Annotated in this window: 15 protein-coding genes; 3 read left to right on the top strand and 12 right to left on the bottom strand. The window is 43.7% G+C overall.

Annotated features, from left to right (window positions below; all coding sequences use genetic code 11):
- Window positions 1–13: 13 nt before the first annotated feature.
- The 8 genes from H171_RS02685 to H171_RS24020 form a co-directional block, all read right to left on the bottom strand.
- A complete protein-coding gene (locus H171_RS02685; RefSeq protein WP_100303770.1) occupies window positions 14–943 on the bottom strand; it encodes a transporter substrate-binding domain-containing protein in 930 nt (309 codons plus the stop codon).
- A 74-nt stretch (window positions 944–1,017) separates the two neighbouring features.
- Window positions 1,018–1,842 (bottom strand): MetQ/NlpA family ABC transporter substrate-binding protein, encoded by an 825-nt coding sequence (locus tag H171_RS02680; RefSeq protein ID WP_100303769.1) that lies wholly within the window; start codon window positions 1,840–1,842, stop codon window positions 1,018–1,020.
- Window positions 1,843–1,857: 15 nt separating this feature from the next.
- Window positions 1,858–2,526, bottom strand: coding sequence for a methionine ABC transporter permease (locus tag H171_RS02675; protein ID WP_100303768.1), 669 nt, complete (start codon window positions 2,524–2,526; stop codon window positions 1,858–1,860).
- Window positions 2,519–3,568, bottom strand: coding sequence for a methionine ABC transporter ATP-binding protein (locus tag H171_RS02670; protein WP_100303767.1), 1,050 nt, complete (start codon window positions 3,566–3,568; stop codon window positions 2,519–2,521). The genes H171_RS02675 and H171_RS02670 overlap by 8 nt, the downstream gene beginning before the upstream one ends.
- A complete protein-coding gene (locus tag H171_RS02665; protein WP_100303766.1) occupies window positions 3,561–4,742 on the bottom strand; it encodes an amidohydrolase in 1,182 nt (393 codons plus the stop codon). Before H171_RS02665 ends, H171_RS02670 begins: the two co-directional genes overlap by 8 nt.
- Before the next feature lie 17 nt (window positions 4,743–4,759).
- Window positions 4,760–5,740 carry a glutathione S-transferase family protein gene (locus H171_RS02660; RefSeq protein ID WP_100303765.1) on the bottom strand — a complete coding sequence of 327 codons (981 nt, stop codon included), beginning with the start codon at window positions 5,738–5,740 and terminating at the stop codon, window positions 4,760–4,762.
- Window positions 5,741–6,066: 326 nt separating this feature from the next.
- Window positions 6,067–6,999 carry a cysteine synthase A gene (gene cysK, locus H171_RS02655; protein ID WP_100303764.1) on the bottom strand — a complete coding sequence of 311 codons (933 nt, stop codon included), beginning with the start codon at window positions 6,997–6,999 and terminating at the stop codon, window positions 6,067–6,069.
- A gap of 328 nt (window positions 7,000–7,327) precedes the next feature.
- A complete protein-coding gene (locus H171_RS24020) occupies window positions 7,328–7,477 on the bottom strand; it encodes a hypothetical protein (protein ID WP_157803099.1) in 150 nt (49 codons plus the stop codon).
- Window positions 7,478–7,713: 236 nt separating this feature from the next.
- On the opposite strand from H171_RS24020, the gene rbr reads away from it, so the two are divergent.
- A complete protein-coding gene (gene rbr, locus H171_RS02650; RefSeq protein WP_100303763.1) occupies window positions 7,714–8,307 on the top strand; it encodes a rubrerythrin in 594 nt (197 codons plus the stop codon).
- 180 nt (window positions 8,308–8,487) lie between these two features.
- On the opposite strand, the gene H171_RS02645 is transcribed toward rbr, so the two are convergent.
- Together H171_RS02645 and H171_RS02640 are read right to left on the bottom strand one after the other, a co-directional pair.
- Window positions 8,488–9,672 (bottom strand): MalY/PatB family protein, encoded by a 1,185-nt coding sequence (locus H171_RS02645; protein WP_100303762.1) that lies wholly within the window; start codon window positions 9,670–9,672, stop codon window positions 8,488–8,490.
- The gene (locus tag H171_RS02640; RefSeq protein ID WP_100303761.1) at window positions 9,665–10,819 is read right to left on the bottom strand and encodes a trans-sulfuration enzyme family protein; all 1,155 of its coding nucleotides are present in this window, start codon (window positions 10,817–10,819) and stop codon (window positions 9,665–9,667) included. The genes H171_RS02645 and H171_RS02640 overlap by 8 nt, the downstream gene beginning before the upstream one ends.
- Before the next feature lie 209 nt (window positions 10,820–11,028).
- Between H171_RS02640 and H171_RS02635 the strand changes: the two genes are divergently transcribed.
- Entirely contained in the window at window positions 11,029–11,460 is a 432-nt protein-coding gene (locus H171_RS02635; RefSeq protein WP_100303760.1) for an RrF2 family transcriptional regulator, read from the top strand.
- A 197-nt stretch (window positions 11,461–11,657) separates the two neighbouring features.
- Here the strand turns inward: H171_RS02635 and H171_RS02630 are convergent, their stop codons facing one another.
- Window positions 11,658–12,572, bottom strand: coding sequence for a LysR family transcriptional regulator (locus H171_RS02630; protein ID WP_100303759.1), 915 nt, complete (start codon window positions 12,570–12,572; stop codon window positions 11,658–11,660).
- Window positions 12,573–12,845: 273 nt separating this feature from the next.
- A complete protein-coding gene (locus tag H171_RS02625; protein ID WP_100303758.1) occupies window positions 12,846–14,153 on the bottom strand; it encodes an O-acetylhomoserine aminocarboxypropyltransferase/cysteine synthase family protein in 1,308 nt (435 codons plus the stop codon).
- 225 nt (window positions 14,154–14,378) lie between these two features.
- Between H171_RS02625 and H171_RS02620 the strand changes: the two genes are divergently transcribed.
- Window positions 14,379–15,014 (top strand): superoxide dismutase, encoded by a 636-nt coding sequence (locus H171_RS02620; protein ID WP_100303757.1) that lies wholly within the window; start codon window positions 14,379–14,381, stop codon window positions 15,012–15,014.
- Window positions 15,015–15,551: the final 537 nt, after the last annotated feature.

Raw genomic sequence — 15,551 nt, 5'->3', positions numbered from 1 at the left:
TCCTCCGGTTTTATTAATAAGATGGGGAGTAATCGGATCCAAACCATTTTAAGTTAATTTCCTTAGAAGTTCCATCCTCAATCACTTCTTTTAACGCCTTGTCAATATCCTCTGCCAGTTTCTCATTTCCCTTGCTGACAATCAGATAGCTGAAAGGTTCTGCCATTAAGTCCTTTGAAAGGGTGTTGCTGATGGAAGCTCCTTCCACATTAAAATTAAATTCTTTCTGATAATACTCGAACATTGGTTTATCCATTAACACGAAATCGTATTTCCCAGCTTCCACATCCTGAATCTGCAGCACAAGATCTTCATCACTGTATTCAATAATAATGGGATTCCCGGTATGGGCGGCGTTATAGTTTTCCAGGGCTGTGGTGATATTGATTCCCGCCGATGAAATAGTCTTTAAGCCTGCAAGGTCATCCCATGTCTCTATGCCTGCTGCCTTTTCATTGTTCTTTGCAAAGATGGCAACGTACTCATTGGCAAAGATCGGATCGGTAAATAAATACTTTTCTTTTCTGCTCTCATTCTTCGCGAAATTATTTACACCAATCTGGTACCGGTCGGAATCCAGGCCTGCAAAAATGGAGGTAAAATCTGTCACTTCGATTTCAAGCTTATATTGGGGAAGCCGGTCAAAAACGGCTTTGATCAGTTCAATATTGTGACCTGTGAGCTGGTTGCTGCTGTCCACAAAGGTAAACGGCTTTGGAGAACCGCCTGTTGCCGCATGAATGACAACCGGTTCTGCTGTGCCGGCAGCCTCACTGCCCTCCTCCTGTGTCACCAGCTCTGATGAACTTTCTGTCTTTGTTGTTTCCTCAGCTGCTTTGGTTGCCGCCGTATTGGTACTGCTTTTGCATCCGGACAGGGCTCCTAATACGGCCACTGCCGTAAGCACCCCTAGAATTGATTTTCCTGCAATATTTTTCTTCATAATTTTCTCTCCTCTTTTATAAATAGGTTTCCTGTTTTTAGTTGTCTCCTTCCTGTTACCGGACGGAGTCTATGCTATTGCAATTCCTGGGGAACAAACCACAAGCCTGAGTTGTTCTTTTTCAAATACTCTTTCAATTCGTCTGAGTGATAAGCAGCTGCAATGTCTTTTGCCCATTTTGTATCTTTGTTCTCTTCTTTTACAACCACCTGTAAAATCAGATGATCCAAAATATCTTCTTGTAAAATGGCGGTAGATGGATCAATGCCTGCATTATAAACAATGCTTCCTGTGATCACTGCAAAATCAAAATCATCCAGAGCAGGAGGGATATTTAACGAATCCATTTCCACAAAATTGATGTTGTACGCGTTTTCAATGATGTCGGATTGCTTTACCGCTTCAAGGGGAACATCCGGGTTGAGCTTAATCCAGCCAGCCTTTTGAAGAAGTGCATAGGCACGTGCCGTATTGGATGCGTCATTTGGCACTGCAACAATCGAGCCATCCGCTATGGCGTCCAAAGAGGTATGCTTTGCAGAAAACAGTCCGGCGGGAACGGTGGGTATGGGGGAGATGGGAACAAGGTTTCCATTTTGCTTATTGTTGAAATTTTCGGCATAAGCAGTATGCTGTTCCACGTTGAAATCAATTTCTCCTTCATTCAACGCGGTATCATTCTGCAAAAGGTCTGAAAAATCAACCACTTCCAGCTGATATCCCTGCTTCTCTAGGATGGGCTTTACTGCATCTTCAAATAATACCGTATAGGGCCCTGCAGCCTTGCCGTATTTCAATGTTTTTTTATCCTGTCCCAGCTTGCTTTCATTATTGGCTGAGCAGCCGGCAACAGTGACGGCAAGTAAGGCAGCGATGATAATCAATCCAATTTTTTTCATAAACAGGTTCCTCCTTTATTCACGTGCTCTGACACGTTTTGATATATAATTTCCAAGTCCTTGAATCAGCTGTACAAACACGATCAATACGATTACAGTTGCGACCATTAAGGGAGTATTAAATTGCTGATACCCATAGGTCAATGCCAGGTTACCAACACCGCCTCCGCCTATGGCTCCCGCCATGGCGGTTGCGCCAAGGAGACCGATGGTACCTGTGGTCAGGGATAAGATCAGCGAGCCCAATGCTTCCGGCAGCAAAAAGTGCCAAATGACCTGCACAGGAGTTGCCCCCATCGCTTCCGCAGCTTCGATGATTCCCTTATCAACCTCCAGCAGCGAGCTTTCTACCAGGCGCGAAAGAAATGGCGTTATATAAAACACCAGGGAAACCAGAGCGGCCTGGGTGCCGATCCGGGTACCCACAATGATTTTTGTTAAGGGCATAATTGCCACCAGCAAAATAATATAAGGCACGGAGCGTACGATGTTAATTGTGTAATTAATCAGGGTATAGACGACTTTGTTTTGCAGGATACCACCCTTACGTGTAATGGTAAGTAATATACCGAGGGGAATCCCAAGAAGTGATCCCAGTACCAGCCCCCAGAACAGCATATAAACAGTCTGGCCGGCTGCAATTACCATCTGTTCGCTGGTAATACCTAAATATTGCTCAATCATTGTGATCCTCCTCTTCCCCTGTCAAATGTAAGACTTTCACATAGACTCCGGAATCTTCAATAAATTTCTGCACCTCGTCAAGCCTTTGTACGGGACCAAACACCTGCACAATCATAACGCTGAACACAACTCCCTGGAGTTCACAAACAGTGGCAAATAAAATGCTGTTTTCCATGTGGTATTCCGCACTTATGCGGTACAACAGCGGTTTTCCGGCAATATTTCCTTGAAAACGCAGTCGGAAAATCCGGTTTTCTCCCTGATATTCAAGAATTTCCCGGGCAAGGCTCCCTGGTATGCTGTCGCCAATCACGGTCTTTACAAAACTCCTGGTGATTTTATGCTGTGGATTACCGAATACTTCAAGCACAGTTCCCTGCTCTAACACCCTGCCGTTATCCATAACCGCTACTTTGTTACATACATCACAAATAACGTGCATTTCATGAGTGATCAGGAGAATCGTAACATTCAGCTCCCTGTTTACTTTTTTCAATAGCTCCAGAATAGAATCCGTGGTCTTAGGATCCAAAGCACTTGTAGCCTCATCGCAGAGTAAGATGCTTGGATTTGTGGCAAGGGCGCGGGCTATGCCGACCCTTTGTTTTTGACCGCCTGAAAGCTTTGACACATTGGTGTGGATTTTATCCTCAAGCTCTACAAACTGCAGGAGCTCTTTTACCCGCTTTTCTATGTCCTTTTTTGGCACTTTGTTCAATACCAGCGGCGCCGCTACGTTCTGAAAAACAGATTTGGACTGGAGCAAATTAAATTGCTGGAAAATCATACCGATATTCTTTCTCAGCTTTCGTAAGTCCGGTTTTGACAGAGAGGTGATGTCCGTGCCATCAACCAGCACCCGCCCTTTAGAGGGACGTTCCAATAAGTTAACCAGACGTACCAGGGTTGATTTACCTGCTCCGCTGAAGCCTATCACTCCAAAAATATCGCCCTTTTCAACTGTAATGCTAACCTGCCGCAAGGCATGAACATCACCAAAAACAGAATCAAACCGTTTACTTACGTTTTGAATTTCAATCATCAGATTCCTCCTCCTGCAAAGGGATCAATTCACCGCTTTTTATGGCAAAAAGAGTTTTTAGTGCTAAAGCTGCAAAATAATCAATGGCCGGCTTTAATGCATTAGGGTTAACTTGAAATTTCGGGTGGTGGTTGGGATAGGACTCACCAGTTCCTATGCGAATGAAGAAACCAGGAATCTTTTCCTGATAAAAGGCAAAGTCTTCTCCGCCGAGAGAAGGGGAAGAAGTCTTGAACTTCAGTCCCTGTTCTTTTGCAACGGCGGCAGCTACAGGCTCAAAACACGGGGCATTATTTGTGGCGGGAGGCCCTGCAAGCCAATCTATTTCTGCTTTTGCCCCTTGAGACAATGCAACATGCTGAACCAGCGTGCGGAAACGTTCTTCGATCAACCGGCGATTGTATCTGCCCATGGTGCGTACCGTTCCTTCAAGCTCTGCTGTCTGCGGGATGACATTCCATGTGTTTCCCGCCGTAACACGGGTTATGCTGAGCAAGCCCTGAGAGAACGGATCAATATTACGGCTGACGATGCTTTGGGCAAGGGTTACAATCTGTGAAGCGGTAAGTACAGGATCGACTCCATCCTGAGGATGAGCCGCATGAGTGCCTTTTCCCGTAAGCCTGACGGTAAACCTGTCAACAGCGGCAGTAACACTTCCAGAAACAATTCCTACGGTTCCAACCGGGAGTGTAATATCGGTATGCAGGCCATAGATCCCGTCAACATCATCAAGAACCTTTGTTTTGATTACTTCCAAGGCACCGACAGAGGATTCCTCTGCAGGTTGGAACAGGATTTTCACCGTTCCGTGCAAATGTTCCCGCAGTTCCTGTAATTCTTTTGCCACATACAGCATAACTGTGGTATGAAAATCGTGACCGCAGGCATGCATTTTACCAGTTACGGCAGAGGCATAGGGTAATTCGGTTTCTTCCTGCACGGGCAGTGCGTCGATATCACAGCGCAGTGCGATCACAGGACCGTCGTTTACACCTTGTATTTCTGCTGCCAATCCTGTTTTTAAATCCAAATCCAGAATACGGATATTGTAATACTCCAAAAACTCACGAATTCGGCCCGTTGTCTCGTATTCTTCAAAGGATAGTTCTGGATTTTGGTGAAACCAGTGAAAGGTTTCTGCAATCTGGCTATAAAACGTAAAATCAGACATGAACGCTCCTGCCTTTCCTATTTTCTCTTTCCGAATTTTTCATCCCTGTTATTCGGTTCATCCCAAATGGAAACATCCGGTCCCAGGGGAAGAATGTTGTATGGATTGTGCCCATGGCTTCCCAGGAGATATCCCTTTTTTATGGAATCAAAATCCGTGGCTTCTTTAAATGCCGGAATTCTATATAAGTCCTTTGCGTAGTTCCACAGATTCTCAAAATCGGCAATGCGGTTCCTGTTTGTCTTATGACTGAAATAGTAAGCCACATCAAACCGGGCAAGAGTTACATATAACCGGATATCAGAATCAGTGAGCCGGTCTCCAAACAGATATCTCCCCTTTGAAAGCCGCTCTTCCAGCCAGTCAAGCCTTTGAAACAGTACATCATACGCAGTTTCATATTCTTTTTGGGACTGGGCAAAACCTGCTTTGTATACCCCGTTGTTCACTTCATGGAATAATATCCCATTGAGCTCATCGATTTCCTTTCTCAAATCCTCAGGATACAGATCCGGTGCTCCCGGCTTATGAAATGACTTCCATGCAGTTTCCCAGTAATTTGTCAAACGGTGATAATCGTTGTTAACTACCTTTCTGGTCTTTAAATCTACCACAGTGGGAACCGTTGCCCTTCCTTCATATTCCGGATCCGTGGCTGCATAGATTTCCGGAAGATAGCGGATATTAAGAACCGGATCCACGCCGCCCTCATCAAGGGAAAATTCCCAGCCTTTTTCCGTCCTTACGGGACTTACCTTACCGACGCTGATCACATCTTCCAGCCCCAGAAGCTTTAGGGCAATGATCTGTCTCGTGGCCCATGGGCAGAGGGGCGTCCAAATGAGCCGGTACCGCCCTGCCTCTACAGGAAGCTCTCCCTCCCCTTCACCAAAAGGTGTGACAAAATAATTATCCTGCCTTACAAAAGCGCCTGTTTCAGATACTTCGTGGGTATCTTCCGTGGTCGCTACCTTTCCGAATCTCTCTTCTATTGCCATTTTTTATTCCTTCTTTCCTAAATTTGAGTACAAAAAAAGCAGATGCCCACTGACACCTGCCTTCTATGCATAAAAGCCATGCACAGGAGTTTCAGGTTTCAAGACACAAACAAAATGAACATTCTTTCCGTATTTACAGCAACAACACACTTTCTCATTCATCTGAACCATCTTTAACTCCTTTCCTATCACTTCTGTTTCCTTATATTCATATCTTACCATTCCTATAGGTATTTGTATAATATAAAAAAAATACAGCTGGTAATAAGATAATCTTATAACCAGCTGTTTCCAAAACCACCAGTCATCTTAAATCATGAAACAATTTAGCCGAATAAAGGAGTTGACAAATACCGGTCACCGGAATCAGGAAGTAAGATAACGATGGTCTTTCCCTTGTTCTCCGGTCTTTCCGACAGCAGCTTTGCGGCTTTTAGTGCAGCCCCGGAAGAGATTCCCACCAGAATTCCCTCTGATACTGCAAATGCCTTACCTTCCTTAAATGAATCCTCATTCTCAACGGTAATTATTTCATCGTAAATTCCGGTATCCAGGACTTCAGGCACAAATCCCGCGCCGATACCCTGAATCTTGTGAGGCCCTGGCTTGCCTCCGGAGAGTACCGGACTGCTTGCCGGTTCTACCGCCACAATTCTGACATCCGGTTTCTTTTCCTTTAAATATTGTCCCACACCTGTAATGGTTCCGCCTGTACCTACGCCAGCTACAAAAATGTCCACTTCCCCAGCTGTCTGTTCCCAGATCTCCGGCCCGGTGGTTTCCTTGTGTACTTTGGGGTTAGCCTGATTTACAAACTGTCCCAGGATAATAGAACCAGGTATGCTGTCTTTCAGCTCCTCTGCTTTCTCAATAGCCCCTCTCATACCCTTTGCGCCTTCGGTTAATTCTAACTCTGCACCATAGGCCTTTAATAAATTTCTTCGTTCCACGCTCATGGTATCCGGGAGCGTCAGAATGGTCCGGTAGCCTTTGGCCGCCGCAACGGCTGCTAAACCGATTCCGGTATTCCCTGATGTCGGCTCAATGATGGTTGCTCCAGGCTTTAAGATCCCTTTTTCCTCTGCATCTTCAATCATGGCAAGAGCGATCCTGTCTTTTACGGAACCGGCAGGATTTAAGTATTCCAGCTTTGCCAGAAGCGTAACACCCTCGATTCCTTCCTTTGCACTGTACCGGTTTAATTTGAGTATCGGTGTTCCTCCAATGAGTTCCACTGCGCTTTCTTTAATTGTTCCCATATTCTTTACCTCCGTTTTATATGATATTTAATAGTTTGATTCATTAAATGAAAATAGAGCGGCTGCCGATTACGGCACCTGCTCCTTTGTTCCGTTGAAAATATGGATATTTCTCATATTCCAGGATATCAGGCATCATAACAAGCATTACAACAAAGCTATATCTCTATTCATACATACAGCCTGACAACAACATCTATTATTATAAAATCCATGATTACCTGCTTCCTTAAAATTGAATTCCTTCATATTGATCATCTCTTTTCATTACCTATATGTTTAATAGGTTTATATGTTATAATTATATTAATACAGGAAGAGAAATGTGTCAATACTTTTTTACAATAATTTTATTGATCCCATTGCCGGTCATGTCCTCCTGCACTGATTTACTTTTCATCGGATGCTGGGGGATGCCGGCATGAATCTGCTTAATACCGGTTACCACATATCTGGCTTCTTCTTCGTATTCTATCAAATGCCGGCTTTCCTTGTTCTATTACTACTTTTGGATTACAGAGGGGTAAAAAAAATCATTTATTCCAAAGATACAGAGCCTGTCACCCGTTAAGGAAACATAGGATCGGCTCTGCATCTTTTTGGTGTCGTGGATAACGGAGATACAATAAATATTTTTCCATATCTTCCATTTTTTATTATAAATCAGGAGAAATCTGGTAACACTACAGGTAAATAAATTAGGAGGAACAACAAATGGTCGCACTGAAAGACAGCGTTACAAAAGAGAACCTATTAAAAGCTTTTGCAGGAGAATGTCAGGCTTGGCGTCGTTATGAATTTGCCGCGTCCCAGTCTAAAAATCAAAACCTTGCCGTTTTATACTGGCTTTTCCATTATACCGGAAATCAGGAGAAGGAACACGCTGAAGTATTCTATAATCACTTAAAGGAGTTCCATGGGCAGGAAATCTCCATAAGCGCCAACTATCCAATTGACAACTCCAATAACATCCTAGAGCTTTTGCAGCTCTCCGCCCAGCATGAAGCTGCCGAGCACGATACTATTTATAAATCCTTCGGCGACAAGGCTAAGGAAGAGGGATTTTCCAGTATCGCAAATTCCTTTTATATGATCGCTGAGGTTGAAAAAGTACACAGCCAGCGTTTTGCCCAGTATGCGCAGCTGGTGCAGGACAATAAACTCTTTGAAAACGATACGACCACGGAATATATCTGCTTAAACTGCGGTCATATTCATAAAGGTACCAAAGCGCCGCAGGTCTGTCCGGTTTGCAGCCATAACCAGGGGTATTTTGTACGCAGGGAAGACTCTCCATTCGGAAAATAAAGAATTTGACGTTGGGCATCACTGCCTGTCATCCTTCATAAACAAAAGCATAGAATAAACGCCGAAGCCTCGCAAAAACATGCTTTTTATGCGAGACTTCGGCGTTTTTCATGTCAGTAACTGGTTCAAAATCACGACTGGTGATAAAGAGAATCCATTATTTTCATAACGTTTAAAGTTTTATAACGTTTTTATAGCCTGCTCTAAGTTCCCCAAGGCCTGCTCCAGAACAGACCGGGGGCATGCGATATTAATTCTTTCAAATCCCTCTCCCACCGGCCCGAACATGGCTCCGCTGTCCAGCCAGAGTCCAGCCTTTTTTATGATGAGGTCTTCTCTCTCACCTTCTGTAAGGTCCAGTTCCCGGAAATCCAGCCATACAAGATAGGTTCCTTCCGGTTCTATAAGCTTGATCTTGGGTATTTTTTCTTTTAAGAAATCACGTACATAGGAAACGTTTGCCTTTAAATATTCCATGAGCTGATCATGCCACTCTTCACCATTGCGGTATGCCGCTTCACATGCAGTTAAGCCCAGGGTATTCAGCTGGCTGTACCCGGCTGCCGCCACCTGTCTGCGGAATCTCCGCCTCAGATTCTGATTTGCAATAAATATATTGGAAATCTGTAAGCCTGCCAGATTAAATGTCTTACTTGGGGAGGTACAGGTAATGGTCCTGTTTTTCAGTTCTTCACTAAGATTAGCAAATACCAGGTGTTCTCCCTCAAATACAAAATCCTGATGAATCTCATCGCTGACTACAAGGATATCCCTGCGAATACAGATTTCACTTAATTTTTCCAATTCCTCCCGGCTCCAAACTCTTCCCACCGGGTTATGAGGACTGCATAATAAGAATAATTTCACATGGAAATCTTCTGCTTTTCTTTCAAAATCTTTTAAATCCATGTGGTACTTGCCATCTTCTCCAAGATACAGGGAATTATCCACGACCACCCTGTCATTATCTTCAATGACTTCGCTGAAGGGATAATATACCGGCTGCTGGATTATAACCCCATCCCCCGGATCTGTAAAAGCCTGGACAGCCATGGCTAAGGCAAATACAACACCAGGTGTTTTGATCAGCCATCTGCTTTCCACATTCCAGTGATGCTTTTTTTTCAACCAGCCCCGGATGGCTTCAAAATATTCATCCTGGACCTCGCTGTACCCGAAAATCCCATGGTCGACCCGCTCATGAAGGGCCTCCAAAATCTTCCAGGATACTTTAAAATCCATATCCGCTACCCACAGGGGTAAAAGATTTTCCGGTTTTCCCCTTCTTACTGCAAAATCGTACTTAAGGCTGTTCGTATTTTTTCGGTTTATGACTTCATCAAAATCAATCGTTTCCTTACTCATAAAATATTCTCTCCAATTCCCTTATCAAATCTTCTGAATCTTCGATCCCTACTGATAATCTTAAGATCCTGTCGGTGACGCCATTGGCGGCCAGAATCTCTTTAGGCACATCGGCATGAGTCTGGGTAATCGGGTAAGTGATCAGCGTTTCCACGCCACCTAAGCTTTCTGCAAAACGGATCAGTTTCACCTCTTTTAAAATCTGATGAGCCAGCTCCGTTGATTCCACCTCAAAAGTAACCATGGAGCCAAATCCCCTTGTCTGCTTTTTACAGACCTCGTGACCGGGGTGAGACTTGATTCCGGGATAATACACTTTAATGACCTTCTTTTCCCGGCACAGCCATTCCACAAGTTTTCTGGCGTTCTCCTCCCCCCGCTCCATCCGGATTCCAAGGGTTTTAATCCCTCTTAATATGAGCCAGCTGTCAAAGGGTGCCAGACCGGAACCTACCGTCTTTATAATAAATCTGAGTCTTTCGGAAATCTCTGCCGAGGAGGTGATTAGAAAGCCTGCGATGGTATCATTATGGCCGCCAAGGTATTTGGTTCCGCTGTGGACAACAATATCGGCCCCCAGCTTCAATGGATTTTGAAAGTAGGGGGACAAAAACGTATTGTCCACGATTAAAAGCAAATGGTTCTTCTTTGCAATCTCTGCCAGCTTACCAATGTCTATGACATTCATCATGGGGTTTGTCGGAGTTTCTATGTATATTGCTTTTGTGTTCTCACCGATCAGGTTTTCAAATTCTACAATGTCCCCGCGGGAACAGTCTACGGAACTAATCAAAATTCCGTTCTTCTTGCTGATATTATCAAACAAACGGATGCTCCCGCCATATAAATCACAATCGGTTATTATATGGTCTCCCGGCTGAAACAGTTCCATTAAAGCCGTGATTGCTGCCATACCACTTGAAAATGCCAGAGCATCCACTCCATGCTCAAGGGAAGCCACCACCTTTTCCAACTGCTCTCTGGTTGGATTTTGCAGGCGGCTGTAATCATAACCGGTGCTTTCCCCGATTCCCCTATGAGCAAAGGTCGCTGTCTGGTAAATAGGAAAGCTGATGGCTCCAGACTTGTCTGTTGCAACCCCTTCCCCATTGCCGTATAAACATTTTGTAGAAATCCCGTATTCCATATTCATACCCCTCTTTCTCAATTTGGATCATGCATCTGTTCTTTCCTTAATTATACCAATGGAAGGCCGTCAATGGTATTACTTAAAAACAATCACCTGCTATAGATAATTTCTATTGCGAAAGAATTTTATTTCACGGGTTGAATACCTATTCAACCCATGGTAAAATAGGTATTGATACACAAAATTGTTTTGTAAGGTGGTATACTATGAAAATATCAACTCGCGGCCGCTATTCCCTTCGCATGATGATTGATTTAGCGGAGCATTATAATGAGGAATTCATTGCCTTAAAGGACATCTCCGAAAGGCAGAACATTTCTAAAAAATATCTTGAACAGATTGTACCTTTTTTAAACCGCAGCAATCTGCTCACAACCTACCGTGGTCACATGGGCGGTTATAAGCTGGCAAGACATCCCTCCCAGATAACCATCGGAGATATTCTGCTCAGCTCAGAAGGAAGCTTAAATCCTGTCAGCTGTATGGACAACGATCCAAACATATGCTCCAGGCAGGCAGACTGTCTGACTCTTCCCATCTGGCAGGGGCTTTCAGAAGTTATTGCAAATTATTTAAACGGAATTACCCTGCAGGACATTCTTGACAGGTATCAGGAGTCTCCTGAATATTATATTTAGGGGAGTAACAGATATGCTATATTAGAATTATAAAAGGAACTACCGCCCCAATACAAGGGGTTGGCCAACAAAGAAGATAAAATTCCACCCTCTCTACTGCCAAGTGTACAGACCCCCAAAAGTAAGAATTTCAGGTCTAACTTTTAGGGGTTTTCAGTACACCGTGACGCAAAATAAAAAATAAAATGCTATTAAACTTAGGTAGGAAGATGTTTTTCTTTCAATCTGATCAGTTCCGCTATATATTTTTCGCCAAGGATACTTAAAGGCATTTTTTTCTTTTTTATATATCCGATTCTCATCTTATCATCGGTATTAAGAGGAATTGCCCTATATTCATCTCCATTTAAATCTTCACAGATAATCCCGGAGCACAGGGTATAGCCGTTTAATCCTACCATGAGATTTAAGAGCGTGGCCCTGTCATCCGCCTTTATGATCTGCTTATATTCATAAGTGCTGAACACTTCTTCCGCCAGATAAAAAGAATTATTATTTCCCTGTTCAAAGGACAGGCAGGGATATTTCTTTAAATCTTCAAATTCGATCAGTTCTTTTTCTGCCAGAGGATTGCCCTTCCATAGAAAAACGTAGATTCCGCATTGAAATAATTCCACAAACTCCAGTTCATTATCATTAAAGATTTTTTCAATGGCTTTCTGGTTAAAATCATTTAAGTACAGGATCCCTAATTCGCTTTTCTGGTTTCTCACATTTTCAATGACTTCATAGGTTTTGGTTTCATGGACGGCAAATTCGTAATCATCCATACCGAATTCTTTTGCCATATGGATAAAAGCCTGAACGGCAAAGGTGTAATGCTGCATGGACACGCTGAATTTCTTTTTAAATTTTTCCTTCTTTACGAACCGCTCTTCCATCTGGCGGTACTGCTCCAGCATCTGTCTGGCATATCCAAGGAACTCCTCTCCTTCCGGAGTGATCACAATTCCCCGGTTTGAGCGCAGAAACAGCTTAAGGCCGATCTCTTCTTCCAGATCCCGGATCGTGCTTGATAGGCTGGGCTGTGTGATAAACAACTCGGCAGCCGCCTTGTTCATGGATTTCTGAGTTGCTATGCATATGGCATAACGAAGCTGCTGTAATGTCATGGTATCTCCTTTCCTTATTCTTGCCCATGCTTTTTGGGCATAAAGGTATACCCGAAGGGTGTTTCCTTATTCTTGCCCATGCTTTTTGGGCATAAAGGTATACCCGAAGGGTGTTTCCTTATTCTTGCCCATGCTTTTTGGGCATAAAGGTATACCCGAAGGGTGTTTCCTTATTCTTGCCCATGCTTTTTGGGCATAAAGGTATACCCGAAGGGCTCAAAGGGCTGCCATAGAAGTATGGCAGCCTGTTTTTAATCCTGTAAATCCTGACGGTTATTGAACCGCCTTAAATGCTTCCTCTAAATCTTCTATAATATCAGCTGCATGTTCCGTTCCTATGGATAACCGGATGGTGTTCGGTTTGATTCCTGAGCCTTCCAATTCCTCCACCGACATCTGGGAATGGGTCGTTGAAGCCGGATGAATGACTAAAGATTTTACGTCTGCTACATTGGCTAACAGGGAGAATAATTCCAACTGGTCAATAAAGTCTTTTGCCTTCCTGTCATCACCCTTGATTTCAAAGGTAAATATAGAGCCTCCACCATTTGGGAAATATTTGCCGTATAATTCCTGCTGCTCCGGATCCTCTGAAACGGAAGGATGGTGAACCTTCTCCACCTGAGGATGGTTCTTTAAATACTGCGCCACCTTCAGAGCATTTTCTACATGGCGTTCTACACGAAGGGATAAGGTTTCTAAGCCCTGGAGGAATAAAAACGCATGGAAGGGAGATAGGGCCGCTCCTGTATCACGGAGTAAAATGGCGCGGATCTTTGTTACATATGCGGCCGCTCCTACCGCCTTGGTAAAGCTGATTCCATGATAGCTTGGGTTCGGCTCTGTAAGGGAAGAGAATTTTCCGGAAGCCTCCCAATCGAATGTTCCGCCGTCAATAATAACACCGCCAATGGCTGAACCATGGCCCCCAATATATTTTGTGGCGGAATGAACCACAATATCCGCTCCGTATTCAATAGGTCTCACCAGATAAGGAGTTGCAAAGGTATTGTCCACAATCAGAGGAATTTTATGTCCATGGGCAATTGCTGCCAGCTTTTCGATATCAACTACGTCAGAATTGGGATTGCCCAGAGTTTCAATGAATACCAGCTTTGTGTTTTCCTGAATCGCCTTGTCAAAGGCTTCGTAATCAAAGGGATCCACAAAGGTCGTTTCAACTCCGTATTCCGGTAAGGTATGCTCCAGCAGATTATAAGTACCGCCATAGATGTTCTTTGCCGCTACAATATGATCCCCGCTTTTTGCAATATTCTCAATGGAATAGGTAACTGCGGCAGCTCCGGAAGCCACTGCCAGGGCAGCCACTCCGCCTTCTAAGGCCGCAATTCTGCGCTCAAAAACGTCCTGGGTTGGGTTCGTCAGTCTCCCATAAATATTGCCTGCATCTGACAGGCTGAATCTGGCCGCAGCATGATCGCTATTATGGAATACATAGGAAGATGTCTGGTAAATGGGTACTGCTCTGGCATCGGTAACCGGATCCGCCTGTTCCTGCCCAACATGTAATTGCAATGTTTCAAATTTTAAATTTCTCTCAGCTCTTGTCTTCTTAGCCATATGAATTTCCTCCCAAATGTTAAACTGATTATTTATTTCGTTTCTTCTTAATTGGTATTATACCTGGTTTCATGGCTAAGTGTTAATTGATATATTTATGATCTGGCTATAGGAAAAATCTATAGCCAGGGCCAGCATATATTTCTGTTACAAGCTCCTGCTTATCCATCATATATCCCTGAGTACTGAATATATATATACAAATAATAAAAAGGACAATAACCTATGAATGAACATTACCCCTTTGTAAACCTGCCGCTGCCGTATCCATACGATGCGCTGGAACCCTACATAGACACGCAAACCATGTACCTGCACCATGACAGGCTGCAGCAGCGATATGTGGCGAATCTTAACGCGATCCTGACGAATTATCCGCAGCTGCAAAACAAGTCTTTGGAGGAACTGCTTTCGGATACGGAAAGCCTTCCTTCGGAAGTCCGACAGGGCATCATTAATAATGCGGGCGGAGTATATAATCACACGATCTATTTCTTCGGGATGACCAATTCCATGACCCGGACCCAGGCTGAAGTATTGTATCCCGCCATCGTTCAATACTTTGGGACGGTGGAACAGTTTTTTGATGAATTCAAACGGTATGCACTGGCTATATTTGGATCCGGGTATGCCTGGCTGGTAGTGGATTCTAACGGCGTACTGAAACTCGTAACAACACCAAACCAGAATTCCCCTATCTCAGATGGCCTTTGTGTTATTGCAGGCATCGACTGCTGGGAACATGCTTATTTTTTGAAGCGGTTTAACGACAGGGCCGCATACATAGAAGACTGGTTCCATGTGGTAAGCTGGGAGGCTGCGGACGAACGTTACAAAGCATGCATCAGTGCCAAATCTTAATATGAATACTCCGGATTATAAAATCAAACCTTCAAACCGATGATCATTATATTGTCTGTTTGAAGGTTTTCATTTTTCCAACAGGAAAGCTTTCATAGGTCATACAGCTTCCCCCTATTAAATAATCAAAAAGAGGAACCGGCAAAGCGACTCCTCTTTCCTTTTCTAAAAGTAAAATATCTTAAAGATCAAGGTCTTCCTTAGAATTTACCTTCTTTTGCACTCTCTTCAATCCCAACAGCCACAGCAACGGTAGCTCCAACCATAGGGTTGTTGCCCAAAGGTAACTTGGCTTTAAGGATTTCATTTCTATACACTTACAGGCATTTGAAAACATAGGAGTTTACTGTATGGTAATACATCTGGTTACATTTGTCAACATTACTTTGTCAACCTAAAAACTTATACAGGGTAGACAAATGGTAGACATACATATACTTCTTTACCCTGCCAATCCCGGCCACCGCAGCGCCCCATCCTGATCATAATATACAGAATTTTAAGAAACACAAGTAACGCTATAAATATCGGTGTAGC

Source organism: [Clostridium] celerecrescens 18A (genome assembly GCF_002797975.1).
GTDB classification, from domain to species: domain Bacteria; phylum Bacillota; class Clostridia; order Lachnospirales; family Lachnospiraceae; genus Lacrimispora; species Lacrimispora celerecrescens.
Note: the sequence above shows the minus strand (reverse complement) of the source record. Positions and strands in the feature narration are given on the sequence as shown.